Raw genomic sequence first — 23,982 nt, forward strand, 5'->3', positions numbered from 1 at the left:
CACCCTAGCTCTACTCTCGCGCGAGGGCTGTGCATTATCGGGGTATGAATACCGCCGACCTGAACCGCCGCATTGAATCCATCATCCGCCTGGGCACCATCGCCGAGGTGGACCACGCTGCGCGCAAACTCCGTGTCAAAACCGGTGGCTTGCTCACCAACTGGCTGGCATGGCCTGCCGAGGTGGGCCGCAACTTCCGCCGCTGGCGACCGCTGCGCACCGGCACTCAAGTCGTGCTGGCCTGCCCTTCGGGCGACCCCGCACAGGCGGTGATCATCCAGATCCTGTACACCCAGGAACTCGACACCCCCAGCGATCAGCCCCACATCGACCTGATTGAGTTCAATGACGGCAGCGTCATCATGTACGACAGCCAGCTCAACAGCCTTAGCGTGCGCACCATGGGCAATCTGGACCTCAACATCGGCACAGCCGAATCAGGCAAAAGCCCCGCGCGGGGTGACCTCAATGCCAATGTCGAGCGCGATGTAAAAATCAGCGTCAACGGCACCGTCACCCTGGAATACGAGCACCTGTACCTCAAAGGCCCAGTCACTCAAACCGATGGCGATATGACCTCTGACGGCATCTCTGCCCAGCACCACAAACATGACAAAGTGGCGCCAGGCCCCGCCCTGACCGGAGAGCCAACCAAATGACGCTGGGTATGAACGTAACCACCGGCACGGCAATCGCGGATCTGGAAGACCACGTGCGCCAGAGCATTGCCGACATCATCACCACCCCGATCGGTAGCCGCGTCATGCGCCGCGAGTACGGCAGCCTGGTACCGGATTTGATCGACCAGCCATTGAATCGCACCACTGTGCTGCGCCTGTACGCCGCCACGGCGGCCGCAATCATGCGCTGGGAACCGCGTGTCAAAATCGCCGGCATTCAAATGGGGTTCAATGCCCCGGCCGGGGCAACCGTCGAGGTCAAGTGCAGCCTGCTCGACGCTGATCTGACCATTACCGTACCGGTAGGGAGTACTGCATGAGCATCATCGACCTGAGCCGCCTGCCGGTACCGGCCGTTATCGAAACCCTCGACTACGAGACGCTACTGGCTGAACGCAAAGCGGCCCTGATTGCGCTATTCCCCGCTGATCAGCAAGCCGCGATCGCACAAACACTGGAGCTGGAATCAGAGCCGCTGACCAAGCACCTGCAAGAGAATGCCTACCGTGAACTGATCTTGCGTCAACGAATTAACGAAGCCGCCCAGGCGGGCATGGTGGCAACGGCGATGGGGGCCGATCTGGACAATATCGCCGCCCGGTACCAGATCACCCGCCTGCCAGGCGAGCCAGATGCCGCCCTGCGTGAACGTATCCAGCTGGCGTTTTATCAAGTGTCTGCCACGGGTCCGCGTAACCGGTACCGGCTGGCCGCCCGCAACGCCCACCCCGATGTGGTGGCCGCCGATGCCTGGATGACCACACCCGGCGTGGTCTATGTGGGCCTGCTGACACGGGACGTTGCCGCAGCCGACACAGTATCGGACGAGCAGCGTGCGATCGGGCAGGCTCTGTTTGGCAACAATGAGACTGAGCCATACGTACCAGGCACCCGCAACAGCCCCGCGTTTGCTGCCGCCCATACCCACCTGTTTGACGACGACACCCGCGTGTTGGGCGTAGACCTGCGCGTCCGTGAAGCGGTCATCAAACCCTACCAGGTAACCGGGACGCTCATCGTGCCGCCGGGGCCAGACCCAGCCCAAGTTGCCTCAGAGGCACGGGCAAAACTTGCCGCCGTAGCCCGATCGCTGGCTCAGTTCCGCGTAGACATCCACCTGCCTGCCCTGAAAGCTGCGCTGCTGGTCAATGGGGCACGCACCGTCCAGCTGGACCAGCCAGTGGCCGACATCACATGCGGCCCCGGTGAATTGGCCGTCTGTACCGCCATCGATGTAACAGTCGAGGTACGCCATGACTGAGTCACTGCTGCCACAAAACAAAACAGAGCTGGATATCGCGCTGGAGCAGGCCTGCATTCACGACCTGTCACCGGATGTGCTGCGCACCCTGCACACCCCCGACACAATACCCGAGCCGTTACTGCCATGGCTGGCATGGGGCGAAGACGTGCCCGTATGGCCCAACGACCCGGCCGCACGCCGCGACATCATCCAGCGCAGCCATGCCCTGCACGGCCAGATCGGTACAGCCAGTGGCCTGAAAGCCGCCGCCCGCCTGGCTCATGCCAAAGTGACACACCTGGTGTCACCCCCGGCCAAAACCTTTTTGGGTGGCTGGACGGATCAGGCCCGCCGAAACTGGCTCGCGGCCATGCCGCAGTTGCGCGTCTATCCACGCCGGGGCCGTAGCCACAACACCAGTTTTACCCTGGGCGCCTGCTTTGTCGGTGACGCACCCCACCGCAGCGATGCCGTGTACCGGTCAACCGCCCGCACAGTCATCCACCACCCCGATGGGTCAACCGACGACCTGACAACGCTGGAATGGGATACCGCCACAGCTACCGGCAATGCCACCCTGAGCGCAGCACGCAACGGTGTGTCATGGGGTATGCACGTGGGTGGGTTCACCGGATATCCTGCAACCGGCAGCGCACGGCACCGCCTGTACACGCTGAACCAGCAGGCGTACCACTACAACACCGCCACACTCACTATCCGCGCCGTGGCGCCATCCCTAAAGCCGCTGAGTACCGATGTTGAGATTGTCAGCGATCGCGCTGCCCGACCGGGGGCATACCTGCTCGGCCTGCCAGTGGGTGGGCACCTGTGCCGCCTGGATACCGAAACGCGCTATTACCGCCGCATTTACCTGCACGATCCAACCGTAACCGGCCGCACCACGGCCAGCCCTGCGCACTTGGGCGCCACACGGCTGGGTATGCCGCCTTTCCACATCGAAGCCCGCATCAAAGTTGCGGCCACGGTATCCCGTTCGGGGCATGTCGATGACTGCCTGGGCGGGCACTTTCCCGCCGGCCGCTCATCAGCAGCCCGGCTGGATGCGCCACTGAAGGCACTGCAGTGGATGCGTGCCGAGGCAGACAAAATCTTGATTGATACCCGAAATTCTCGCGCTGTGATTGCGCGTCAACACCTGCTGGCCGGTGACGTGATCGCCGGCCAAATTATTGAACGCTAGGAGCTCACCATGGAAAAATCAGTACTGTACCGCGACCGCCAGGAGCTGCAGGCTGCAGACCTCGACAACACCCAGCGTTGGGCTGACGAAGCGCTGAGCCATGTGGTGCGAGATGCCATCTCAAACGACCGCCACTTTACCGGCATGGCGGTGAGCTCCAACTCAGCCACCGAGCTATCCATCGAGCCCGGCCGCCTGTACGACGGCAGCACCGGCAAGGTGTACGCCAGCGAAAGCACCCAGCTGAAAAGCGTGTTTTCCATGCTGCCGCTGCAGGATGAAAAGTGGTTGGCCGTGTCGCTGATCGGGCAAGAAGTCGATACCAGCATGGAGCCGCGTGACTTCCTGATCGATCTGCAATCGCGTGAGGTAGAGCCTCAAACGGTCGCCATGCAACGCACCCGTGTCGCGGAGGTCCACATTGCCCAGGGGCTTGAATCACCCACACCCGAACGGCCAGAACCGCCGACTGGCTATACCCTGATCGCCCATGTGCGACTGAACAGCTCAGGCATTCAGGAAATCGTGCTGGCAACGGCTCGGCGTCTGCCCAACCTGCAGCAGGTAGCCGGCCGCATCAACGCCCTGGAAGGCTGGATCACCACGGCAGAGCCCCGTATTGCCCACATCCAGAGCGACATTTCGGCACTGGCTGACAGCGTTGCCCGCCGCCCCACGCTTGAGCACACCATGCAGCTGGCCATGGACATGGCCCGCGTGAAAGAACGCCTGGAGATGCCAGACGACTACGTCTTCTATGGCGCCGACCACTACCTGGATGACCGCGAAACCGATACCACACCGGTTGACTACAGCGCACTGCTGCAAGAAGGCGTTCGCTGCACACCCGGTGCCGCCACCACCACAGCACTGGCGATCGACAACCCCCTGGATGGCGCTGCCAGCCTGAGCGAAGGCGGCTTTCTGCTGCCGGCCTACACCGAGCAGGTCCGCCTGAGGATGGAAAACCGCGCCGGCGAGCTGACCATCAACCAGTACCAATACCAAACCATCGAGACGACCCAGCGCACCATGACCCGCACGCGCATCCGCTATGGCGAGGCACGCACGGTCTGCACCAACAGCGCGTTTTGGCGCTCGGGTGAGTACGACATCGCCACCGGCATTTTCAGCAAAAACGGCGAGACCTTTAACGTCGCTGATGACCACGGCCGCCGTGACGGCCCCGGTGGCCTGACCCATTGGGTGCGCATTACGCAATACTGGGTGGATGAATACGAAGAAGCCTACTGGGATGCAGCCGCCACAAATCACACAGTGCAGGGCAGCATACTCGCCCAGACATTCCTGAGCGCCCAGACCGGCTGGCATACCAGTGCCGAGCTGTTCTTTACCAGTGTTGCCGCCGATGGCGCGGTCACCGTCATGCTGACTGCGGTCAAGAATGGCCAGCCCGACACGCAGAAAGTACTCGCAAGTGCCACGCTCAGCGCTGCAGGCCTTGAAGCCGGCTGGCAGCGTGTGCCCTGGTCTCGCCCCGTGTTTATCGAAGCGGGCAAGCGTTATGCCCTGGTGGTAATTTCTGGCGGCGCCCATCGCCTCGGGTTTACCGAGGGCACCGAGTACACCCAGGGCATTCTGATGTATTCACAGGACCGTGAGTACTTTGTGGAAGCCAGCGAGCGTGACCTGATGCTGCGGCTAAACTTCGCCAAGTTCAACAGCCCCCGTGCCGTCATCCAGCTCAAGGCCCTGGAACAGGCCGGCGGCATCCATGACCTCGACATGCTGTTTGAGGGCTTCCGGCCAGACGGCACAGAGCTGACCTTTGAATACCGCATTGGCAGCGAGTGGTACCCCATTGAAGCGGGCAACGCTGAAGCCCTGAGCGTATCGCCCCCGCTGTTGCCCCTGCGTGCCGTATTCACCGGCACAACCGATCTGATGCCGGGGCTGCAGCTGGACGGCAGCGAAGTGATCCTGCGCCAAAACGGCACGAGCTTCCGCCACTACTCCACCACACGCACCCTGGCAACCGCCAGCGACACCATCATCGTACGCACTCTGCTGGAAGACTACGACGCCGCCGTGCATACGCTGGCCGTCGCACTGATCGTGGATGGCAACCCGGTAAACGCAACCTCACAAACGACCGACTATGTCGACGGTCGCAGCCATTGGCTTGAGTCACGTTTCAGCCTGGGGGCCACCACCACCGAATACGCCATTCGGCTGGATGGCAACACAACTGACTCGCGCCGTGGCTTCCACGTCGCCGAGCGGTACGACTTTGCACTGTAACCGGAGGCACACATGGCAAACCGGCTGCAGAACTACCTGATGCGTGATGGCCAGACCCGCTTGGGTCAGGCCTACTTCAACGCCATCTGGGCCGATATCGACGCGCGGATCGACATGCTGGAACGGCTGAAAGTCAGCTGGAGCACCGAGGTTAACCAGCTGCGAGACCTCGGCTTGACCCGTATCGACTTGCACATCCGGCCCGTGCTGGATGACATCAACCAGGTGCTGGACCAGGCACAGCAGCAAGTCACAGCCTTTACCGAGCAAGTGATCGAGCAGGAAATTCAGCCGCTGCTGGATGGCTCTGAAGCACGGCTGGCATCCACCAGTCAGCTGCTCAGCAGCAGCCAGCAGCTGCTCAACAACCTGCAAACGGCGCTGGACCAGTCGATTAATGACATTCAGGAACAGGTGTCACAGTCCATTACCGCCCTGCAGGAGCAGGTTAACCAGCACGTGGACTCGCTGATTGATGACACGGAAGTATCAGACTCAGGCCTTTGGAGCTCTGAAAAAACCAGCACGCAGCTCCAGCAGCGCGAAAGCAAGTGGAGCATAGAAGCGATCGCAGTCAATGCCGGGGCAGCGCTTCAAACCCGCTACCTAGTAGACACCTCGGCCGGTGCCGTCACGCTCACCCTGCCTGATACGCCGAGCAACGGTGACAAAATCGGTATTGTCGATGCCACCGGCAGTTTCGGCACACATAACTGTGTGATCAATCGCAATGGCAAAACCATCATGGGACTCGCGGAAAACATGAATATAGATATTGAAAACGCTGCGATTGATTTGATCTATTTTGGCGGTGACTGGAGGGTATTTTAATGAGTCATTTGAGTCGGTTCTTTGGTGGCAGCGGTGGCGGCGGTTTTTTTATTGAGTTTGTAGAGAGTGGGACATTTGTAGTACCTGCAGACATGGTAGTCGATATTTTGGTTGTAGGAGGTGGCGGTTCGGGCGCTGCCAGTGTACGACGGAATTCAGGTGGTAGTGTCTTGTATTATGCCAGTGGCGGCGGTGGTGCTGCTGGGTCGGCGATTAAATTAAAGCTCCAGTTAAAGGCTGGGGATACTGTTTCAATTATTATCGGTGCAGGTGGTGCAGGTGTTTCTGCATCCCAAAACAGTCCGTTAGCAAACGGATTCGATGGCGGTACAACAGTAATAAATATCGCCGGCTTCTCAATGTCAGCCACGGGTGGTCTGAAAGGCGAAGTCTCTGGCCGTGACGGTATAGGTGGTCTCGGTGGTGTAGGTTCTGGAGGCGACTTTAATTTTACCGGCGGGAAAGGCGGTGATGCGTATTCGCAATCTTCGGTCACAAACGCCAACGCTGCTGGTGGCGGCGGGTCAGTAGGCCTTGCGGGTGATGGCATAGCTGCGGCAAACGCTTCAGATAATAGTTTATCAGCAGGCGCGCCCGCAAATATGGGACCTGCGACCGCTATTGGAAACTCAGCTCAGATATTTTCGGGAGATCGATTCTTGCTAAATGTTGGAGGTATCGGAGGTATTAGTGAGGCATTTGGTGGAACCTCAGCCACAAGATTTAGTGCAAATGCTATCGCAGGGGCGGGCTCTGGGGGGGCAAATAATACGGATGTGAGTGCATCTTCAGGTAATGGTGGCGATGGAATAGTTTTATTTAAAGTGTGGGGTTAAAAATATGCCAACTTACATAATCAAAGATACAAACGGCGAAGAGATAAACCGTATAGTCGCCTCAGAAAACTTTGTCGCAGATAACTACGATTTTTATGAGCAGGCACCTGATCCTATTATAACTACCACCCCAGAACCACTCCGCTGGCCATTAATCGACTTCCGCAAGCGTTTCTATACCGCCGAGAAAGTCGCACTGTACCAAGCCACTGAAACCGATATCATGATCAAGATATTCATGGACGACCTTGAGGCTACCCCGGTGGTCGCGCAAGACGACCCGGAGCTTAACCAGGGCATCGCCTATGTCGTCGCCCAGGGCATCCTAACGCTGGAACGTGCCCGCGAAATTCTGGACAACCCCACCTTTTCTATCGAATAAATCACAGGGCGGGCTTGTATAGCGTATCGATACAAGTCCCACCCCGTGCGTCCGCGCGCGTGTCAGGGGCACACTGTTGGTGACACTGAATCAACAGGAGAGCCCCATGGCGACCGATTTCCATCACGGCGTCCGCGTCATCGAGATCAACGAAGGCACCCGCTCGATCCGGGCCGTATCGACGGCCGTGATCGGTTTGGTTGCCACCGCTGACGATGCAGATGCCGACTTTTTCCCAGCCAACAAACCGGTACTTGTCACCAGCATGCCCCGTGCGATCAGCAAAGCCGGCACAACCGGCACCCTGGCAAAAGCCCTGGACGCGATCGCAGATCAGACCAACCCCGTGATTGTCGTTGTACGTGTGCCCGAAGGAGCCGACGCAGCCGAAACCACCACCAATTTGATCGGTGCTGTAACCGCCACGGGTGAATACACCGGCATGAAAGCACTGTTGGCCGCCGAGTCTAGCGTGGGTGTGAAGCCACGCATTCTGGGTGTGCCAGGGCTTGATGATCTGCCCGTGGCGACTGAGCTGGCAGGCATTGCACAGCAGCTGCGAGCGTTTGCCTATATCAGTGCATTTGGGGCCGCGACAAAAGAAGAGGCTGTCACCTACCGCGAGAATTTCGGCCAGCGTGAAGTCATGGTGATCTGGCCTGACTTCATCGGCTGGGATTCCGAAGCCAATGCATCGACAACACTGCACGCCACGGCCCGTGCGCTGGGCCTGCGCGCCAAAATCGATGAAGAACAAGGCTGGCACAAAACCCTGTCAAACGTCCCTGTAAACGGGGTGACGGGTATCAGTAAAGACATCTACTGGGATCTGCTTAACCCTGCAACCGATGCCGGCTACCTGAACGCGGCCGAAGTCACCACCCTGGTCAACAGCAAAGGCTTCCGTTTCTGGGGGTCGCGCACCTGCACAGACGATCCGCTGTTTGCGTTTGAGAGCCACGTTCGCACGGCCCAAGTACTCGCCGACACCATGGCCGATGCTCACATGTGGGCGATCGACAAGCCGATGCATGCCAGCCTGATCCGCGACATCATCGAGAGCATCAATGCCAAGTTCCGCGAGCTGAAGTCATTGGGGTACATCATCGACGGCACCGCCTGGTATGACGACAGCGTCAACAGTCCTGAAACACTGAAGAGCGGCAAGCTCTATATCGACTACGACTACACCCCGGTGCCGCCGCTGGAAAACCTCATGTTCCACCAGCGCATTACTGATCGCTACCTGGTCGATCTGGCCAGCCAGATCACCGCATAACAGGAGGGACACCCCATGGCTCTGCCACGCAAACTAAAGAACATGAACCTGTTTAACGATGGCCTCTCCTATGTCGGTGAAGTGGGTGAAGTCACCCTGCCGGGGCTGGAACGAATAATGGAAGACTGGCGGGGTGGCGGTATGAACGGCCCCGTCAAGACGGATCATGGCCAGGAGGCCTTGTCCATGGAATGGACCTGCGGGGGGCTCATGGACGATGCCCTGCGCCAGTATGGCATCACCACCCACGATGGCGTTCAGCTGCGTTTTGCCGGCGCATATCAGCGCGATGACACCGGCGATGTTGATGCCGTTGAAGTAGTCGCGCGCGGCCGTCATAGCAAGATTGACATGGGCACCGCCAAGCCTGGCGAAGGCACCGAATTTAAAGTCACCTCAGAACTGAGCTACTACAAGCTCAGCATCAACGGTGAACCCGTGATCGAGATCGACCTGATCAACATGGTTGAGATCGTCGACGGGGAAGACCGCCTCGCAAACCAGCGCCGCGCAATCGGCCTTTAATCATCGACGTTGGCCGGTCAGCTGCAACTGCCCGGCCCTTTTCACTGCAACGGGATGCACACCATGAAAACCGAAAAATCTGATCTGAACCTGAACGAAGTCACCACCACAGCCAAAGAGCTACCGCCCTACTCCGTCATGCTCGACGAGCCGATCAAGCGCGGCGAGCAGATCATTAACACCATTACACTGCGCAAGCCGAAATCAGGCGAGCTGCGCGGCCTCAGCCTGCAGGATGTGCTGCAGCTGGACGTGAACAGCCTGAAAAAGCTGCTGCCGCGCATCAGCCACCCCACCCTGACCGAGCAGGACGTTGACAACATGGACCCCGCCGACCTGACCGCCGTAGGCACGGAGCTGGTGGGTTTTTTCGTGCAGAAGCAGCGCAAGGAAGAAGCGTACCTGTAAGCGTAGACGAAGCCATGGCGGACATCGCCATGGTGTTCCACTGGCGGCCCTGCGACATGGCCGACATGGAACTGGTTGAACTGATGGACTGGCGAGAACGGGCGCGCAGGCGCTGGGAGGGTGATTCCGGCGGCACGTAACAGCAACAGGAGCGTGAATTTGCTATGATGACCACACACCCACACAGGAGCCAGCCCCATGGAGCACCTGATTATCTGGACACTCGTAGCACTGCTGCTGTTTATGTGCTTTGGCGCATTGTACGGCGCGGGCTCGTTCATCGCGGCCACCTTGCGCAACGTATTCCGTACCCCTCGCGACTGATCCATCCTTCAGAGGCGCGCCGCCATGGCGCGTGATCTGCGCGTCCAGCTGATCCTGGACACCATCAACAAAGCCAGCGCCCCACTCAAAGCCATTACCCGTGACGGTGGCAAAACAGCCGATGCATTGAAGGCCGCGCAAGAGCAGCTTCAAGCCCTCAAGCAGCAACAGCGGGATATCTCCAGCTTTCGCAAGTTAGAGTCAGCCACCCGTGACAGCAGTAATGCCCTGCGTGAACAACAACAGAAAGCGGCTGCACTGGCACGCGAACTAAAAAGCACGGCCAACCCTACCAAAAAATTGCAACGCGAGTTTGAGCAAGCCAGTGCGGCGGCCCGCAAGCTGAAAACTGCCCACCAGGGCAACCAACACAAATTGCAGCAGTTAAGCCAACAGCTTCGCCAAAGTGGTATCCATACCGACCGGCTCGACCGTCACCAAAACAGCCTGCAGCGACAGATGCGGCAAGCCAACGGCATCATCGACGAACAGAAACAAAAGCTGGCCGCACTGGCCGACCAGCAAAAGCGCCTGAACGCCATCAAGGCCAAAGCCGATAAAATCCGTGGTAACGCCATGACCCTGACTGGCCACAGTGCTGCAGCACTGGGTGGTGGCACGCTGGCCCTGCGCGGGATGGGCGGCATGATGGCACCCGTTGTACAGGCACAGGCCGGTGGCTCGTTGATCGCTGCCCGGCAGGGGCAAGACAGCACACAGGCCGAGGGCTACACCGACATTATCAACGCTATCAAAGCCGATGGCAGCTTGGCTGAAGTGGGTGAAATTGCCAACGCGCTTGATGGTGCCGCGTCGGCTTTTGGCCGCCTGGGCGAAACCAGTGCAGCCGAACTGCAGCGCATTGCCCGCCACGCCCTGCACATGTCCAGTGCCTTTGGAACCGATACCAACCAGTCAATTCAGATGGCCCAGCTCATGCTGAAAAACGGGCTGGCAAGCAGTGCCGATGAGGCCTTTGATCTCATCACCAGCGGCATGCAGAACGTCACCGCCGAAATGCGAGGTGAACTGCCTGATATCCTGCATGAATACAGCACCCACTTCAGGGGCATGGGCTTTAACGGCCAGGAAGCCATGAGCCTTCTGGTTCAGATGGCGGGACAAGGCCGGTACGCTCTGGACAAAACCGGCGATGCCATCAAAGAGTTCTCTATCCGTGGCTCTGACATGTCCAAGGCCAGTGTTGAGGCATACGAGCTGATCGGGCTGAATGCACACACAATGTCGGGTGCCATAGCAACGGGGGGTGATGATGCCCAAAAGGCCCTGCAGGCAACCGTCAAAGGGCTGTTGGAACTGACCGACCCGGCTGAGCGTGCCAACGCGGCCGTTGCCCTGTTCGGCACACCGGTTGAAGATCTGGCTATCGATAAAATCCCCGACTTTCTGGAAGCATTGGGCGGCGCCAAGGATGTTCTGGGTGAGACCACAGGTGCTGCTGACAGGCTGGGTAAAACTCTGCATGAAGATCTGAACGGCGACTTCGGCAAGCTGACCGGTGCCTGGCATGATCTAAAAACCCAACTGTTCGAAAAAGAAACGGGCGCGCTGCGTGAGCTGGTTCAATCCCTCTCAAGCACCGTCAGGCTCGTTACTGCCTGGGTGAAAGAGAACCCGGAACTCGCCGCTTGGCTAGTCAGAATAGCAGCCATCACGGCCACTGTTGTCACAGTGCTTGGCGCATTGGGGCTCGCAGCCAGCACCGTCATGTTTGGCATATCGGGGCTGATGAAAATGGCACCCCTGCTGGGCATGTTCAAAGCACTGGGCCCCGTGCTGCTGACACTGGGCAAAATTGCATTACCGTTGGTTGCCGGTGGCATTAAAGCCATCACAGCCGCACTGATTGCAAACCCGATCGGCCTGATCATCGCCGCGATCGCCGCCGCTGCCTATCTGATCTACCGCAACTGGGAGCCAATCAAGGCATTTTTTGCAAGCCTATGGCAGCAAGTGAAAGCGGCGTTCGATGGCGGCATTGCCGGCGTCACTGCCTTGCTGATCAACTGGTCCCCTATCGGCCTGCTGTACAAGGGTATACGCGCAGGGCTGTCACAGCTGGGCATTGAAATGCCCGCCCAACTGAGCGAAGTATTCAGCAAGGCACTCAGCGCAGCCGGTCAGCTGCTTCTCAACTGGAACCCCATCAGTTTGATGTATACCGCCATTCAAAAAGGCCTGGGGCTGATAGGTATCGAGCTGCCCGCCAAGTTCAGCGAGTTTGGTGGCAACCTCATTCAGGGGCTGATCAACGGCCTGACCGGTGGCATTACGCAGGTGAAGGACAAAATCACGAACATCGCCGCATCCGTATCGGGCTGGTTCAAAGAAAAGCTGGGCATCCACTCCCCCAGCCGCGTATTCGCCGCACACGGCGGTGATGTGATGGGCGGCCTGCAGCAGGGGCTGGGTGACGGCGAAGGCGGCGTTTTAGAGCGCATCGCAGGCATCAGCAACCGTTTGCTGGAAAAAGGCCGTGAGCTGGCTGGCAAGCTGCGCAGTGCCCTGGGCAACCTGAAGAACAGCGCCTTCGACAAACTCAAAGCCGCAGGCGGCTGGCTGGGTGAGCAGCTGGGCTTTAATGACACTGCCGCACAACCAGCCTTTGCAGGCGCCGGCGGCATCCAGCTCGACAACCGCCCTGCCCTGCAACCGCGGCAGGCCGCACCGGCCAGCAATAGCCTGAGCATTGGCGAGATCCATGTCCATGCCGCACCTGGCATGGATGAACATGCCGTTGCACGCCTGGTGGCTGTGGAGGTTCAGCGCCTGCACGAGCAGCAGCTGGCCGCTACCCGCTCACACTTCAGTGATGAGGACTGACCATGTTGATGTGCCTTGGCCGGTTTGTATTCGGCATTAACACCCTGAGTTACCAGCAGTTGCAGCGCCAGAACAACTGGCGGTGGGCTGCAAACAACCGGGTGGGGCAACGCCCTGCCCGGCAGTACGTGGGCCAGGGGGATGACGTAATAACCCTCAGCGGCTGGATCGCACCTGAGCTGGCCGGCGATGCCACCTCGATTGGTCAACTGCGCGTTCAGGCCGATCAGGGCCTGCCACAGGTATTGGTCGACGCCACCGGCACCGTTTTCGGGCTGTGGGTGATGGAAGGCCTGACCGAAACCGGCACCCTGCACAGAATCGACAGCCGGCCACGCCGGCTGGAATTCTCGCTGACGATCGCCCGGGTTGATGACAACCTGATCGACATGGTGGGCATGCTAACCAACGCCAGGGAGCTGCTGCGATGAGGGGCTACAAACCCAGCTACCGGCTACAGGTCAATGGCAACGACATTACCCCACAGGTCAGTGGCCGCCTTGTCAACCTGACACTGACCGACGAGCGCGGCGACAAAGCCGACCAGCTGGACATCGTCATATCAGACCACGATGGCCGCGTGCCCATCCCCCCCAGTGGCGCTGAAATACAGGTCTGGATCGGCTGGGATGGCGACCTGACATACAAGGGCAAATACCTGCTCGACGAGGCAAGCCTCTCAGGCCCACCGGATATCCTCACCGTTCGCGCCCGATCTGCCGACTTTGTCAGCCCACTGAAACAAAAGCGGCAAGAGAGCTGGCATAAAACCACCCTGGGCGGCATTTTAGGCATCGTAGCGGCACGCAGTGGGTTGATGCCCGTATTGCACGCCGACCTGGCAAACGTGGTGATTGAGCACATCGACCAGACCGATGAATCCGATCACAACCTGCTACTACGCCTGGGGCAGCGATACGATGCGTTACATGCCATCAAAGACGGGCGCCTGCTGTTCTCGCCTGCCGGATCAGGGCAAACTGCCGAGGGCCAACCGGTACCAGGCATTACACTGCACCGACAGGATGGCGACACCCATCATTTCAGTAGGTCTGACAGGCCCAACCGCTACACCGGTGTACAAGCGCACTGGCACGACACGGAAACCGGCGAACAAAAGACCGAAACCGCCGGCACTGAAGACGTCACAAAAGTGCTGCGCCATAGCCATACTTACTCGTCACAAGAAGAGGCCATGCTGGCCGCAACGGCCGAGCTGCGCGCACTGAACCGGGCACTGTCAAAGCTGACTATTAACCGGGCAAAGGGCGAAGCGACGCTAAAACCCGAAACGGCTGTAACCGTCAGGGGTTACAAGCCGGATATCGACGGGGCCGACTGGATCATCGTGCGCCTGGCTCATTCACTGAATGAGAGTGGGTTTACGACGAAGGTGGAGATGGAGGTGAAGGGCTAGCATACTTTTATAGTACGCATGTTACTTTACCCACCTTTCTTAACTGACTGAAAAATTTTCCCAAGCTGTTCTAATCCATCAAAAGCACTCGGTAGGTTCTCTTCATCGGACACTATGGGCGCGAATATTATATTTTCAAACTTTTCCAATGCAGCCGAATTACGTGATTTCAGGTCAAATGAATATTCGTTGTAGTTCTGAATGAATCTACATAGCGTTTTTCGTATTTCAATCTGTAGAAGCTGTGCTCTGACTCCTTTATAGCTATGCAATATCACCCTAAAGAAATAAATACTTATTGCTACGATCGAGATCATAGGAATAAAGGACAATGCGACTGCCTTTATGTAAATATCCAGATTGATCCAGTTTTTATATATAAATAAAACTTCACACAAAAATGGCAGCAAACAAAAAAAACCAGATGCCAAAAGCGCACGAAACAAGTTGAGCTTTTCCTTTTTCTTTTCCTTTGACAGCTCGTCAAACCCCTCATACAAACCAACAAAGTTAAAAGCTGACTCATATTTTGATAATGATTCCTGAAGATCAGACACTCTTTTTTCTTTAGCAGCCAGTTCTTTTGAAAATTTATCAATTGTATTCTTCACATATTCAGAGACTTGATGAAGATTTCTTATACTCTGAATGGATTCGCTATTTGCAATATCTTTAAATATTGCAACAGGCATATCTCTGAATGCATAATCAATTTGAAACCTTGCATCATCTGAAAAAAAACCAATATTATTCAAAGCAAAATCTTTAAGCCTATTAAAGTCATTCGATAGTTCATTTTTAACAGAAAGGTAATATTCAAAAACAAGCCTAAAACATATGGAAAAGATAATATCCATTTTGTTTTTATCTGAGAAATCAATATCTCCAGATATTTCATCGATGAAATGCTCACCCATCCAGCTTATATTTATTTCGCAATTTCTATCCCACTCCTTAGGGTTTCTTGATATTGCATTGACAACAAGCCTAATATAAGAATTTCTTGTTTTAGCAAACTCATCGCTTTCCGAATACATATCAAGTCTAGTTCTAAATGAATTAAGAACTGTTCTATTTTCTTGCTTCGAAAAGAACTCAAACTCATCATCCATTATCAGTCCTTAAATTATTTTCACATCAACTTACATACGAGTATTTATGGCTAACTAAGCTAAGCCATGTGGCCAATTGATTTATTAATGAATAGAAACTTGAGCATCAGCTATAACTTCTTTTCCTGCTTTACCCTCAAGCACGTCCCTTTTCATTTTGAGATTTCTTAAAAGATAGCTATTGGATAACTCAAACTCATTAAAAATACTAGCCCAAGTCTTCACGTAACATTTAATGCGTTCGTCAGAAGTTATATATACTCTACCCGGATCATTTTCTTTCTCACATGATTTTAATGAATTTGGTATATCAAAAGACTTTTCAGATATTTTTCTGCCAACCAGAATAATATCAAACTTTAGATTATTTGCGTCGAATCCTGAGCACTGACTAATAACTTTGGCATACCTTTTAATCTGATCAAGGTGTTTATCATTAAGTGAAACAATCGGCCTTTTTATTTCAATAATAGTTGCCTTGAAATATTCTCGACCATTCGTATCAAACTCTATATTTTTTCTCGCAAGGAATAGGTCTACTTGACCACGCATACCTTCTATATCAAATCCTTCCGACAAGAGATCACTTTTATCAAGGTCACTTTCGTCAATAAAATTTATACCTTCCACTTTATCTCGGAGTGCTTTCGAAGTCTTATAGAAGTCATCTTCCTCTGCACCTATGATTGTGTACTTATTACCAAAAAGCCAAGTATTAGCTTCTATCACTTTCTGGAGATCAGGCGTTTCCAGTATTTCTTTATATTGCTCCTCCATAACATACTTTAGTGCATTGATAATGCTCTCACGTTTACTGAGCGTTTCAATAGTACTTACAATGTTATCGAGCGAGCTTTTTCTGATATGATCAGCAAACTGCTCCATTTTTTCAGGCTCCAATTTAATAACGCCTTCAAGAACATCTAACAAAGCATCATTTTCGTTGGAAACAAGAACTTTATCAAGCAATCCAATTATAATTTTAATCTGCTTTGACTTTATATTATTAAATATAGTCGGGTCTGCATAATATATTTCTTTAAGAGTGTTGCGAGTATTTTTCTTCCTCCACTCTGCATATGACGAATCAAGCTTTTTATAACTTGGGAAATATCCTTTCTCCTCAAACTCATCCATTTTCTGATCTGCCATTCTACGCAAGAAATTATCATATATCTCGCGGCCCTTAGCTTCAATCTCAGATCTTAATTTACGATAGACAGGGGTCGTCGGGCTTGCATCAACGTCATGATCAAAATTCATACCACCATGTTTATTGAAGTATTCATTCCAAATAGATGAAGAGTAAGTACTTAGATGGAAAGATGCTTTATTATTAAATTTACTATATTCTCTATGTACAATTCGACCACTATTATTTACTAGATAATTATAAGATTTCTCTTCACCTGGCTTCTTTATCCACCGGACAAAATCGATAACAAAATCATAGTCATCTATTTTTAAAACATGCCTTTCTTTTTCATATGGTGGGATAGGTACTTCACTACCATTAACAAACAAACTACGACCTTCATTATTAAGCAAAAGCCGCCAACCAAACTCATAAGAAAAACGCTTTATTATCTCTTCAGCACTCGGAAGATTTTTATGGAAACGGCTTAGCTCAACACATGTTCCATTCTGGCAGTCATATAAAAGAGCATGCTGCTCCTTTTCTTCTAAAAATTTACCTTCGTAGTGACGAACATTAGAACTTTCAATTTTTAGGCAGGCATCCACCCCATTACAACGGGTAAACCACTGAGCCAAATCGCATAGTAAATGAAACGAAACGCGACCACGGCCCTGTGAACCTTGCGTGTCATCGTCATCAACCTTGCTTGACTCATTAAATCTTCCAAAATGCTCATCGCATTTCTCAGTATCTATCCCATGTCCATTATCAAGAACTGTGACAGACTCTAAACCATGCGCGTCATTCCAATTTATTTTTACGTCTACTCTTGTAGCACCTGCATCAAATCCGTTGGCAACCAGCTCCACAAGTGCATACACAGGGTCATTACGTTTCCCTGAGAATAGGTTTTTAATACCCACATCAGTAATGTTTGCATCACCTTGAAATACTTTAATTTCCATGTGCATCCACTTTTGGTTTGGTTTTTATATTGCTCGTGAGGTTATTACGCATACGCATCGCCAACCGCTTCGAGATGGTGTTCCCGCCGAGGTCGGTATAGGTGATGGTCACAACCTGCGTGTCGGTCATATCAGCGCCCCGACAGTTCAAGGTGTTGAAGAAAGCCTGTTACTGTATGTTTTCGATGTTCGTCCACAGAACAACCGCCTGATCACCAACGTAAGCACGGACCTTGGCAGTCCCCCACGATGTATCGAGTACAGAGATCGGGACACCGGCTTTTGTCATCAGGCACCCGTTGCTCATCAGATAGTTGATAGCCCTTTCATCATTATTAACAGCCGCACTGGTCAGCTGATCAAATAGGTCTTCTGAGATACAGGCGCCATAGCCACCCTTAAGGGTTTTAGCCTGACTTGGCTGAGGCTCAGTCTTTTCAGCGGCTATCTGATCAGGTGCCTTTTCTGGCTCACTATCGCCGCTCAGCCATATCCATAAACCTGCAATGATCACGACCAAAATAATCGCGCCAACAAACTGGTCTTTGGCCGTTATCGTCGGGTTTTTCACCCCACAATGCGGGCACACTTTGGCTTTGCTCGATACTTCCTGTTTACATTCCTTACACTTAGCCATGGCCATAACGGCACTCCTTTACTGTTTTGGATTCTGGTTTCACGAGACGCGGTCTGTGCGGTTCCGCAAGCACATTGAAAGCCGCTTCGAGGTGGTCTTTTTGTTGCGAACTGGCGCTGCGGTAGTTCTGAATTAAAGCCGCCTCACGGCTGCTCAGCGCGGGCTTTACGCCTGTCAGTACATAATTGACATCAATTCCCAGGCTGGCAGCGCGTGCCAAAAGGTCTGTCGGTAGGCGTTGCTTAAAGCTCAATACATCGTGAATTCGGTATTTCTTCACATCGATACGCCTGGCGATCTCAGCGATGCTGAGTTCCAGTTTGCTGATCTCTTCTGCAAACCGTTCAGTGATGGCGTGTGCTACTGCTGTCTTAGAACGTCCCTGTTCCATGTCGTCATTCCTTTTTTGGTTACATCAAATGTTCAGCCCTGGCTGAAATTTTTTTCCTGTTTGGTGCCAGCGGACATCACCTCGCTGACTCTGAAGACCGCCTCGCGCTGTTCGTCACAGAGGTGGCGGTAGTTGTCCAGCAATGCTGATTCGTCGGGTTTCAATGGCTCCGGTTCACCAGCCCGCTCACCGGTCAAGATGTAGAGCACATCGAAGCCGTTTTTTGCCAGTGAAGAAAGTTGCACACCCGTTGGTGATGAGTCACCTTTTTCCCACGCGATAACCGTTCGTCTGGTCGTGCCGACCAGTTGAGCTAAGTCAGGCTGGCTCAACTCTTGAGCTTCACGCTCCTGTTTCAAACGACTGCCAAGATCACTCATGAAAAGTTTTTCACACCAATCTATTGACGCGTGAAGAAATCTTCACCATCATTACCTACATGAACGGTTATTAACCGTTACCCATCGCCCTAACCGCCAAGTAAAGGACGAACAATCATGAACACCAACACAGCCGACACTTTTGATCCAGCCGCCATGCGTATGACGCGGGCCGCTGCGGCCAGCAAAGGCCTGCTGCCACCAAAAGAGCAAGCCGCCTATGACAACCTGAAAAAAGCTGAAGCTCACAACGCACCGATACGTGCGCGGATGAAACTCGCCAACCTCAAAGCACAGATCTGCGCTGAGTACTTACCTCAACTGGTTATCAAGCTATGCCAGAAAACATCTGACGAAGACCAAATAAAGATCGGCATTGATCAAGTTTGGGGCCAGCTAGATGACCTGCTCGACAACCTGTTTGAGCGTGAGTCCGAGGCCCTGGACCAGCTGGAGAGCCAACTGCTGCCAGATCAGTACCCCGGTGGCCGGTCATCATTTGTTGACCTCATCAGCCGAAAAGGACCAGGGCTGCGTTGATGACTCAAACCCACGTACTGCATCGCGCACAAAAGGCTGTACCAGGTTCAGCAGGTCAAGCCGGGTGTAATCCTCACCCGGCACGGCTCCACCGGCCAACAGCACCTCTTCAACGTCTTGCGCAGCGGCATACAGGTTGTCACCCAAACCGCCCGTGTCCATCACGCTCAGGCGAGGGAACAAACGCTTCTGTTTCTTCGACATACCAGCTCCTTGGCCTTTGGCCGTTCATAACCGTTATTAACAGTTAATAGGATTATACCCATGAAAGCCACCACTGCCAGTCATCGCAAACCCAAACGTGGCAACCACCTGCCGCTGACCGTCATGCTTAAGCCTGAAGAGTTCGCCCAAGTAGAAGCGTTGGCTTCAGGTGAAGTGCGCTCCATGTCCAGCATGGGACGCCTGCTGGTCGGCGAAGCCCTCGAAGCCAGGCAGTCTGCTGCCTCTTAACCTACGGCCACTACCCACGTCTGCCACGGGGCCTTGTCCCGATAAACAGGCATGAGGACATACCCATGAAAAAGCGACACACCGACCACGGCGGCATTCTCAGCCCGCTGATGGCCTGCTACCACGCGGCCCATGACTACCCCGGTGGCCTGCCGGTATTGGCATCGTTGCTCAACAAACCGTTGGGCACGCTGCAGAAAAAGCTGAACCCCAATGTGGACACCCACCTGCTCACACTGGAAGAGGCCGCACACATCCTGCGCATTACCAAAGATGCCCGCATTCTTGATGCATTGGGTGCCGAGGGTGACGCCGTATGGTTCCGCCCCGATGAGGTGCCCACCGCACCGGCTGACCTTGATGTACTCAGCAGCAGTACCTGCCTGATGAGCCGTTCAGTAGCGGTTATCGAGGAGCTGGAAGACGCCTTGGCCGACGGCAAGATCGACGCCGAGGAACGTGCTCGCCTCAATGAACGCTTTATGCGCCTGAATCAGGCCGCCCAGCATGTATCCGAAACCGCCCGCCAGTTTGAGGAGTAACGCCATGAAAAGCCCTATCCATATTTCCATCGCCTTTGGTGATGCCATCCTGCCGGTGATCGACTGTGAAGACGGTTATAAGCGTGTGCCGTTGAAACCGATCTCAGATCAGATCGGTCTGGACTGGGTATCGCAGCGCCGCAAGATAAAAGATAACGAGTACCTCACTAACAGGCTGGGTCTACTTCTGGTAGGGGTTAAGCCCTACCAGAATCCTGAATCACAGGGTGAAAAGGCACAGTACTGCATCAGAGTCGACCGAGTAACGGCCTTTCTGAACATAATTAACCCCCTCAAAATTCGCGGTATGGGCAACCACGAAGCCGCCGACTGGCTGGAAGCCAAGCACTCCGAATGGGATGACGCCCTGCACCACTACGAAACAGACGGCTTCGCCATCAAAGAAAGCCAGGATGCACGTCAGCTGATCAACACCCTCTCTCAGATCGACCGCATCAAAGATCCGACCATCAAGCGCATCGCCGCCCAGAAGGCGAATGCGGCCTTCGCCATCGAGATACCTATCGGCAATCAGCAGGGCCTGGACGTTTAACAAGGAGTTCCACCATGAGCGGAAGCGTCTACAAACTCCGGTGCCCGCACTGCCATCACGGCCTGCGTGTGCGCAACTCAGTGGCCATGCATCCCCTGCTGCGGTCCACTTATTTGCAATGCACCAACGTGGGCTGTGGCGCGACGTTCCGTGGCCAGATGGAGATTACCCACTCAATGAGTCCATCAGGCTGCCCCAACCCCGAGATCGACCTGCCACTGGCTGACGCGGCCATTCGCCAAGCGGCGATCGAGCGCGAAAACAGCAAGCAGATGGATATAGACGACCTCCTCCAGGACGATGCAGTACAAGGCGAGCAGGTATGAACCCACAACTGCGTGACGACATCGTTAGCCGCTTGGAAAAGCAGCTAAAGGGCAAGGTGGTTAAGCACTACATCAGCAAGATCGAGTGCCCCACTTGCAACCAGCCTGAAGCGTTCACCAATGCGGACGCTCCCTGGATGATCAAATGCGGCCGCGAGAACCGCTGCGGTGCCCAGCACCATGTAAAAGACCTGTTCCCCGAACTGTTCGAGAGCTGGACAGAGCGCTACACCCCGAAGGATGAAGCCGAGCGGCAGGCCAACCCCACTGCCGTGGCAGACGGTTACCTGCGCGACGGCCGCGGCTTTGACCTGATGCGCATCCGTGGCTGGTACACCCAAGAGTTCTACCACGACCACACCATTAACCAGGGCACCACCACTGTGCGCTTCGCCCTGCCCAACGGCCACTGGGAACGCCTGCTGGATAAGCCGCAGCGCTTCGGCAAACAAAAGGCACGCATTATCGGTGCCTATAAGGGGCAGGCCTGGGTGCCGCCGATCCTAAGCGTGAAAGAGCTGGCCGAGGCGAAAGAGATCTGGATTACCGAGGGCATCTTCGACGCGATCGCGCTGATGCATGTGGGCATTACGGCGGTGTCGAACCTCAGCTCGGCCAACTATATCGACCAGCTGCTGGAATCGATCCGCAAAGAAGTCCCCGCCGGCGGCAAGCTGCCCACGCTGGTGTGGGCACAGGATGGTGATCACGCCGGCCGCAAGGCCACGCTGAAGCACCGCGACCGTGCCGAGGCCGGTGGCTGGACGTGCGAAGCGGCACAAATCCCGATGATGGATGGCCGCCGCTACGACTGGAACGACCTGCTGCAGCTGGACCGCCTGGGCACGAAGGATCTGGACAAGTACCGCTATCACGGGGATTTGCTGCTGGCCAAGAGCCCCGGCGAGAAAGCCTTATTGATGTACAACCAACGCGAACAGCGCGAGTTCTGGTTTGATTTTGCCGGCAAGATTTGGTGGTGGAAGCTGGACATGAATGCCTATGACCGCGAGATGCGGATGTGTGATGCCGAAAACGCTACAAGCCTCACACCAGAGGAGCGCGAAGGAGCCCTGAAAAACGCCGGTGTACTAACCCACATCTGCAACGCCGTGCCACGCCCGCTGTATTTCCAGCGCAACCAGACCACGGACGAAAGCGCCTATTACTACCGCATTGAGACACCGGATGAGGCGGTCCACCAGCTCGCCATGACACCCAAACAGATCACCACTGCAGGCGAGTTCAAAAACCGCCTGATGAACATCAAAGGTGCCCAGTTCACCGGCAGCACCAAACAGCTCGACCGCATTGTGCACGATCAAATGATTGGTCTGCGCACCGTCGAGACCATTGATTACATCGGCTACACCAAGGAACACAGCGTGTATCTGTTCACTGAGCAAGCAATAAAGGATGGAAAAAACGTGGCAATCAACGATGAAGACTTTTTTCAGTTCGGCAAGTTATCGATCAAGACGCTGGCACCAGCACCCGAGATCTACGTTAACACCGATACCAGCGAGTACAACCCGCACTGGGCCAGCCAGGTGTCACAGGCGTTTGGCAGTGCCGGGGTGGTGGCAAGCGCCTTTTGGCTGGGCAGCGTGTTTGCGGAACAGATCCGTGCCGCACACAAGTCCTACCCCTTCTTTGAGCTGGTAGGCGAAGCCGGGGCCGGTAAATCCACTCTGCTTGAATTCATGTGGAAGTTGTTAGGCCGTGAAGATTACGAGGGGTTTGATCCCAGCAAAGCAACCAGGGTGGGCCGTTACCGCCAGTTTGAGCAGGTCAGCAATCTGCCAGTGGTACTGATCGAGGCTGACCGCGAAAGCATCGACAAAAGCAAAGCGGGGCAGTTCGACTGGGACGAGCTGAAAACCGCCTACAACGGACGTGCCATTCGTAGCCTCGGCGTTAAAACCGCCGGCAGCGAAACACGCGAACCGCCATTTCGTGGTGCAATTGTGATCAGCCAGAACGCGCAGGTCGAAGCCAGTGAAGCGATCCTTAGCCGTATCCTGCACATTACCCTTACCCGCGAACGCCAAACCCCGCAGACCAAAGTGGCCGCCGAGTGGCTGGAGCGCGTGCCTATGGAGCAAGTCAGCGGTTTCCTGCTGCAAGCCACTCGGGCCGAGCAGCAGCTGATGGAGATCTTCGACAAGGCCTGCGCACATTACGAAGCGTGGCTGCTGAGCCTTGAGGAGGTACGCATGGTACGTATCGCCAAAAACCACGGCCAGCTGATGGCCCTGGTGGATTGCCTGGGCGAAAAGGGCCTTGGCCTGCTGCCAGAGCCGATCATCGCCGAGGCGCGTCAGTTTGTAGTGCAGATGGCCAAGGAACGCCAGGCCGCCCTGAATGCAGACCACCCGATGGTGACGGAGTTCTGGGAGGCGTTCGACTACATCGAAGGCACCGGCGACAGCAGCAAACCCAAGCTGAACCACTACGGCCCCGATGCCAAACAGATTGCCGTGAACCTGAAGGAATTCGAACGCTGGTGTGGCGAGTTCAAACTGCGCGCACCCGATATGCGCACGCTGAAACACCTGCTGCGCACCAGTAAGACCCGCAAGTTTATTGAATCCAACCGCTCGGTACGCAGCAAGATCACCGAGCAGGAAAAGACCGTGAAGTGCTGGATATTTGATCGAGATTGAACCGGGCCGAACGGCCTGAAATGAAGCGGCTCCCGATACCGCCAAGC

Annotated in this window: 29 protein-coding genes; 22 read left to right on the top strand and 7 right to left on the bottom strand. The window is 55.0% G+C overall.

Annotated elements, in window-relative coordinates:
* The first annotated feature begins 44 nt into the window (after nt 1-44).
* From BLV48_RS03970 to BLV48_RS04040, 16 genes are all read left to right on the top strand, one after another.
* Nucleotides 45-659 (top strand): phage baseplate assembly protein V, encoded by a 615-nt coding sequence (locus BLV48_RS03970; RefSeq protein ID WP_091823447.1) that lies wholly within the window; start codon nt 45-47, stop codon nt 657-659.
* A complete protein-coding gene (locus tag BLV48_RS03975) occupies nt 656-1,000 on the top strand; it encodes a GPW/gp25 family protein (RefSeq protein ID WP_217632943.1) in 345 nt (114 codons plus the stop codon). The genes BLV48_RS03970 and BLV48_RS03975 overlap by 4 nt, the downstream gene beginning before the upstream one ends.
* Nucleotides 997-1,941, top strand: a complete 945-nt coding sequence (locus tag BLV48_RS03980; RefSeq protein ID WP_091823450.1) for a baseplate J/gp47 family protein — start codon at nt 997-999, stop codon at nt 1,939-1,941. Before BLV48_RS03975 ends, BLV48_RS03980 begins: the two co-directional genes overlap by 4 nt.
* Nucleotides 1,934-3,124 carry a phage tail protein I gene (locus BLV48_RS03985; protein WP_091823453.1) on the top strand — a complete coding sequence of 397 codons (1,191 nt, stop codon included), beginning with the start codon at nt 1,934-1,936 and terminating at the stop codon, nt 3,122-3,124. The genes BLV48_RS03980 and BLV48_RS03985 overlap by 8 nt, the downstream gene beginning before the upstream one ends.
* Before the next feature lie 9 nt (nt 3,125-3,133).
* Nucleotides 3,134-5,386, top strand: coding sequence for a hypothetical protein (locus tag BLV48_RS03990; RefSeq protein WP_091823456.1), 2,253 nt, complete (start codon nt 3,134-3,136; stop codon nt 5,384-5,386).
* A gap of 12 nt (nt 5,387-5,398) precedes the next feature.
* Nucleotides 5,399-6,217, top strand: a complete 819-nt coding sequence (locus tag BLV48_RS03995) for a hypothetical protein (RefSeq protein ID WP_091823459.1) — start codon at nt 5,399-5,401, stop codon at nt 6,215-6,217.
* Nucleotides 6,217-7,053, top strand: a complete 837-nt coding sequence (locus tag BLV48_RS04000; RefSeq protein ID WP_091823463.1) for a glycine-rich domain-containing protein — start codon at nt 6,217-6,219, stop codon at nt 7,051-7,053. Before BLV48_RS03995 ends, BLV48_RS04000 begins: the two co-directional genes overlap by 1 nt.
* A gap of 4 nt (nt 7,054-7,057) precedes the next feature.
* Nucleotides 7,058-7,435 (top strand): hypothetical protein, encoded by a 378-nt coding sequence (locus tag BLV48_RS04005; protein WP_091823467.1) that lies wholly within the window; start codon nt 7,058-7,060, stop codon nt 7,433-7,435.
* Between the two features lie 106 nt (nt 7,436-7,541).
* Nucleotides 7,542-8,714 (top strand): phage tail sheath protein, encoded by a 1,173-nt coding sequence (locus BLV48_RS04010; protein WP_091823470.1) that lies wholly within the window; start codon nt 7,542-7,544, stop codon nt 8,712-8,714.
* 15 nt (nt 8,715-8,729) lie between these two features.
* A complete protein-coding gene (locus tag BLV48_RS04015) occupies nt 8,730-9,239 on the top strand; it encodes a phage major tail tube protein (protein WP_091823473.1) in 510 nt (169 codons plus the stop codon).
* 63 nt (nt 9,240-9,302) lie between these two features.
* Nucleotides 9,303-9,647 (top strand): phage tail assembly protein, encoded by a 345-nt coding sequence (locus BLV48_RS04020; RefSeq protein WP_217632944.1) that lies wholly within the window; start codon nt 9,303-9,305, stop codon nt 9,645-9,647.
* Nucleotides 9,648-9,661: 14 nt separating this feature from the next.
* On the top strand, nt 9,662-9,787 hold the full coding sequence (locus tag BLV48_RS04025) for a GpE family phage tail protein (RefSeq protein ID WP_091823476.1): 126 nt from the start codon (nt 9,662-9,664) through the stop codon (nt 9,785-9,787).
* Between the two features lie 58 nt (nt 9,788-9,845).
* Complete coding sequence (locus tag BLV48_RS19445; protein WP_302847863.1) at nt 9,846-9,971, top strand: hypothetical protein; 126 nt, start codon at nt 9,846-9,848, stop codon at nt 9,969-9,971.
* 24 nt (nt 9,972-9,995) lie between these two features.
* The gene (locus BLV48_RS04030) at nt 9,996-12,815 is read left to right on the top strand and encodes a phage tail tape measure protein (RefSeq protein WP_091823479.1); all 2,820 of its coding nucleotides are present in this window, start codon (nt 9,996-9,998) and stop codon (nt 12,813-12,815) included.
* 2 nt (nt 12,816-12,817) lie between these two features.
* Nucleotides 12,818-13,246, top strand: a complete 429-nt coding sequence (locus BLV48_RS04035; RefSeq protein WP_091823482.1) for a phage tail protein — start codon at nt 12,818-12,820, stop codon at nt 13,244-13,246.
* Nucleotides 13,243-14,232 (top strand): contractile injection system protein, VgrG/Pvc8 family, encoded by a 990-nt coding sequence (locus BLV48_RS04040; protein ID WP_091823485.1) that lies wholly within the window; start codon nt 13,243-13,245, stop codon nt 14,230-14,232. The genes BLV48_RS04035 and BLV48_RS04040 overlap by 4 nt, the downstream gene beginning before the upstream one ends.
* Before the next feature lie 26 nt (nt 14,233-14,258).
* Here the strand turns inward: BLV48_RS04040 and BLV48_RS04045 are convergent, their stop codons facing one another.
* The 6 genes from BLV48_RS04045 to BLV48_RS04065 all read right to left on the bottom strand — a co-directional run bounded on the left by BLV48_RS04045 (nt 14,259) and on the right by BLV48_RS04065 (nt 18,855).
* On the bottom strand, nt 14,259-15,344 hold the full coding sequence (locus BLV48_RS04045) for a hypothetical protein (RefSeq protein ID WP_091823487.1): 1,086 nt from the start codon (nt 15,342-15,344) through the stop codon (nt 14,259-14,261).
* A gap of 84 nt (nt 15,345-15,428) precedes the next feature.
* Nucleotides 15,429-17,447 (bottom strand): ATP-binding protein, encoded by a 2,019-nt coding sequence (locus tag BLV48_RS04050; protein WP_091823490.1) that lies wholly within the window; start codon nt 17,445-17,447, stop codon nt 15,429-15,431.
* Nucleotides 17,437-17,577, bottom strand: a complete 141-nt coding sequence (locus BLV48_RS18930; RefSeq protein ID WP_175527572.1) for a hypothetical protein — start codon at nt 17,575-17,577, stop codon at nt 17,437-17,439. The genes BLV48_RS04050 and BLV48_RS18930 overlap by 11 nt, the downstream gene beginning before the upstream one ends.
* Nucleotides 17,578-17,616: 39 nt before the next feature.
* Nucleotides 17,617-18,090: a hypothetical protein gene (locus BLV48_RS04055; protein WP_091823492.1), complete on the bottom strand. Its 474-nt coding sequence runs from the start codon at nt 18,088-18,090 to the stop codon at nt 17,617-17,619.
* On the bottom strand, nt 18,077-18,475 hold the full coding sequence (locus BLV48_RS04060; protein ID WP_091823495.1) for a helix-turn-helix transcriptional regulator: 399 nt from the start codon (nt 18,473-18,475) through the stop codon (nt 18,077-18,079). The genes BLV48_RS04055 and BLV48_RS04060 overlap by 14 nt, the downstream gene beginning before the upstream one ends.
* 32 nt (nt 18,476-18,507) lie before the next feature.
* Complete coding sequence (locus BLV48_RS04065; RefSeq protein WP_091823498.1) at nt 18,508-18,855, bottom strand: helix-turn-helix transcriptional regulator; 348 nt, start codon at nt 18,853-18,855, stop codon at nt 18,508-18,510.
* A 117-nt stretch (nt 18,856-18,972) separates the two neighbouring features.
* Between BLV48_RS04065 and BLV48_RS04070 the strand changes: the two genes are divergently transcribed.
* A complete protein-coding gene (locus BLV48_RS04070) occupies nt 18,973-19,395 on the top strand; it encodes a hypothetical protein (RefSeq protein WP_091823501.1) in 423 nt (140 codons plus the stop codon).
* On the opposite strand, the gene BLV48_RS04075 is transcribed toward BLV48_RS04070, so the two are convergent.
* Nucleotides 19,351-19,599 carry a hypothetical protein gene (locus BLV48_RS04075; RefSeq protein WP_091823504.1) on the bottom strand — a complete coding sequence of 83 codons (249 nt, stop codon included), beginning with the start codon at nt 19,597-19,599 and terminating at the stop codon, nt 19,351-19,353. The two genes, BLV48_RS04070 and BLV48_RS04075, sit on opposite strands and share 45 nt — an antisense overlap.
* A 60-nt stretch (nt 19,600-19,659) precedes the next feature.
* On the opposite strand from BLV48_RS04075, the gene BLV48_RS04080 reads away from it, so the two are divergent.
* The 5 genes from BLV48_RS04080 to BLV48_RS04100 all read left to right on the top strand — a co-directional run bounded on the left by BLV48_RS04080 (nt 19,660) and on the right by BLV48_RS04100 (nt 23,935).
* Nucleotides 19,660-19,848: a hypothetical protein gene (locus tag BLV48_RS04080; RefSeq protein WP_091823506.1), complete on the top strand. Its 189-nt coding sequence runs from the start codon at nt 19,660-19,662 to the stop codon at nt 19,846-19,848.
* A gap of 65 nt (nt 19,849-19,913) precedes the next feature.
* On the top strand, nt 19,914-20,390 hold the full coding sequence (locus BLV48_RS04085) for a phage regulatory CII family protein (RefSeq protein WP_091823509.1): 477 nt from the start codon (nt 19,914-19,916) through the stop codon (nt 20,388-20,390).
* Nucleotides 20,391-20,394: 4 nt separating this feature from the next.
* The gene (locus tag BLV48_RS04090; RefSeq protein WP_175527573.1) at nt 20,395-20,943 is read left to right on the top strand and encodes a phage antirepressor N-terminal domain-containing protein; all 549 of its coding nucleotides are present in this window, start codon (nt 20,395-20,397) and stop codon (nt 20,941-20,943) included.
* 14 nt (nt 20,944-20,957) lie between these two features.
* Nucleotides 20,958-21,269 (top strand): Ogr/Delta-like zinc finger protein, encoded by a 312-nt coding sequence (locus BLV48_RS04095; protein WP_091823515.1) that lies wholly within the window; start codon nt 20,958-20,960, stop codon nt 21,267-21,269.
* The gene (locus BLV48_RS04100) at nt 21,266-23,935 is read left to right on the top strand and encodes a toprim domain-containing protein (RefSeq protein ID WP_091823517.1); all 2,670 of its coding nucleotides are present in this window, start codon (nt 21,266-21,268) and stop codon (nt 23,933-23,935) included. The genes BLV48_RS04095 and BLV48_RS04100 overlap by 4 nt, the downstream gene beginning before the upstream one ends.
* The last annotated feature ends 47 nt before the right edge of the window (nt 23,936-23,982 follow it).

Source organism: Marinobacterium iners DSM 11526 (genome assembly GCF_900107855.1).
GTDB classification, from domain to species: Bacteria; Pseudomonadota; Gammaproteobacteria; order Pseudomonadales; family Balneatricaceae; genus Marinobacterium; species Marinobacterium iners.

Coding starts and splice junctions, on each gene's coding strand:
- BLV48_RS04025 (WP_091823476.1), top strand. CDS start 9,662: ATGGCGGACATCGCCATGGTGTTCCACTGGCGGCCCTGCGACATGGCC.
- BLV48_RS04055 (WP_091823492.1), bottom strand. CDS start 18,090: ATGGCCATGGCTAAGTGTAAGGAATGTAAACAGGAAGTATCGAGCAAA.
- BLV48_RS04090 (WP_175527573.1), top strand. CDS start 20,395: ATGAAAAGCCCTATCCATATTTCCATCGCCTTTGGTGATGCCATCCTG.
- BLV48_RS03995 (WP_091823459.1), top strand. CDS start 5,399: ATGGCAAACCGGCTGCAGAACTACCTGATGCGTGATGGCCAGACCCGC.
- BLV48_RS04035 (WP_091823482.1), top strand. CDS start 12,818: ATGTTGATGTGCCTTGGCCGGTTTGTATTCGGCATTAACACCCTGAGT.
- BLV48_RS04040 (WP_091823485.1), top strand. CDS start 13,243: ATGAGGGGCTACAAACCCAGCTACCGGCTACAGGTCAATGGCAACGAC.
- BLV48_RS03980 (WP_091823450.1), top strand. CDS start 997: ATGAGCATCATCGACCTGAGCCGCCTGCCGGTACCGGCCGTTATCGAA.
- BLV48_RS04045 (WP_091823487.1), bottom strand. CDS start 15,344: ATGGATGATGAGTTTGAGTTCTTTTCGAAGCAAGAAAATAGAACAGTT.
- BLV48_RS04005 (WP_091823467.1), top strand. CDS start 7,058: ATGCCAACTTACATAATCAAAGATACAAACGGCGAAGAGATAAACCGT.
- BLV48_RS04095 (WP_091823515.1), top strand. CDS start 20,958: ATGAGCGGAAGCGTCTACAAACTCCGGTGCCCGCACTGCCATCACGGC.
- BLV48_RS03970 (WP_091823447.1), top strand. CDS start 45: ATGAATACCGCCGACCTGAACCGCCGCATTGAATCCATCATCCGCCTG.
- BLV48_RS19445 (WP_302847863.1), top strand. CDS start 9,846: ATGGAGCACCTGATTATCTGGACACTCGTAGCACTGCTGCTGTTTATG.
- BLV48_RS04015 (WP_091823473.1), top strand. CDS start 8,730: ATGGCTCTGCCACGCAAACTAAAGAACATGAACCTGTTTAACGATGGC.
- BLV48_RS04080 (WP_091823506.1), top strand. CDS start 19,660: ATGAAAGCCACCACTGCCAGTCATCGCAAACCCAAACGTGGCAACCAC.
- BLV48_RS04030 (WP_091823479.1), top strand. CDS start 9,996: ATGGCGCGTGATCTGCGCGTCCAGCTGATCCTGGACACCATCAACAAA.
- BLV48_RS04060 (WP_091823495.1), bottom strand. CDS start 18,475: ATGGAACAGGGACGTTCTAAGACAGCAGTAGCACACGCCATCACTGAA.
- BLV48_RS04070 (WP_091823501.1), top strand. CDS start 18,973: ATGAACACCAACACAGCCGACACTTTTGATCCAGCCGCCATGCGTATG.
- BLV48_RS04100 (WP_091823517.1), top strand. CDS start 21,266: ATGAACCCACAACTGCGTGACGACATCGTTAGCCGCTTGGAAAAGCAG.
- BLV48_RS03985 (WP_091823453.1), top strand. CDS start 1,934: ATGACTGAGTCACTGCTGCCACAAAACAAAACAGAGCTGGATATCGCG.
- BLV48_RS04085 (WP_091823509.1), top strand. CDS start 19,914: ATGAAAAAGCGACACACCGACCACGGCGGCATTCTCAGCCCGCTGATG.
- BLV48_RS04010 (WP_091823470.1), top strand. CDS start 7,542: ATGGCGACCGATTTCCATCACGGCGTCCGCGTCATCGAGATCAACGAA.
- BLV48_RS03990 (WP_091823456.1), top strand. CDS start 3,134: ATGGAAAAATCAGTACTGTACCGCGACCGCCAGGAGCTGCAGGCTGCA.
- BLV48_RS04065 (WP_091823498.1), bottom strand. CDS start 18,855: ATGAGTGATCTTGGCAGTCGTTTGAAACAGGAGCGTGAAGCTCAAGAG.
- BLV48_RS04075 (WP_091823504.1), bottom strand. CDS start 19,599: ATGTCGAAGAAACAGAAGCGTTTGTTCCCTCGCCTGAGCGTGATGGAC.
- BLV48_RS18930 (WP_175527572.1), bottom strand. CDS start 17,577: ATGACCGACACGCAGGTTGTGACCATCACCTATACCGACCTCGGCGGG.
- BLV48_RS03975 (WP_217632943.1), top strand. CDS start 656: ATGACGCTGGGTATGAACGTAACCACCGGCACGGCAATCGCGGATCTG.
- BLV48_RS04050 (WP_091823490.1), bottom strand. CDS start 17,447: ATGGAAATTAAAGTATTTCAAGGTGATGCAAACATTACTGATGTGGGT.
- BLV48_RS04020 (WP_217632944.1), top strand. CDS start 9,303: ATGAAAACCGAAAAATCTGATCTGAACCTGAACGAAGTCACCACCACA.
- BLV48_RS04000 (WP_091823463.1), top strand. CDS start 6,217: ATGAGTCATTTGAGTCGGTTCTTTGGTGGCAGCGGTGGCGGCGGTTTT.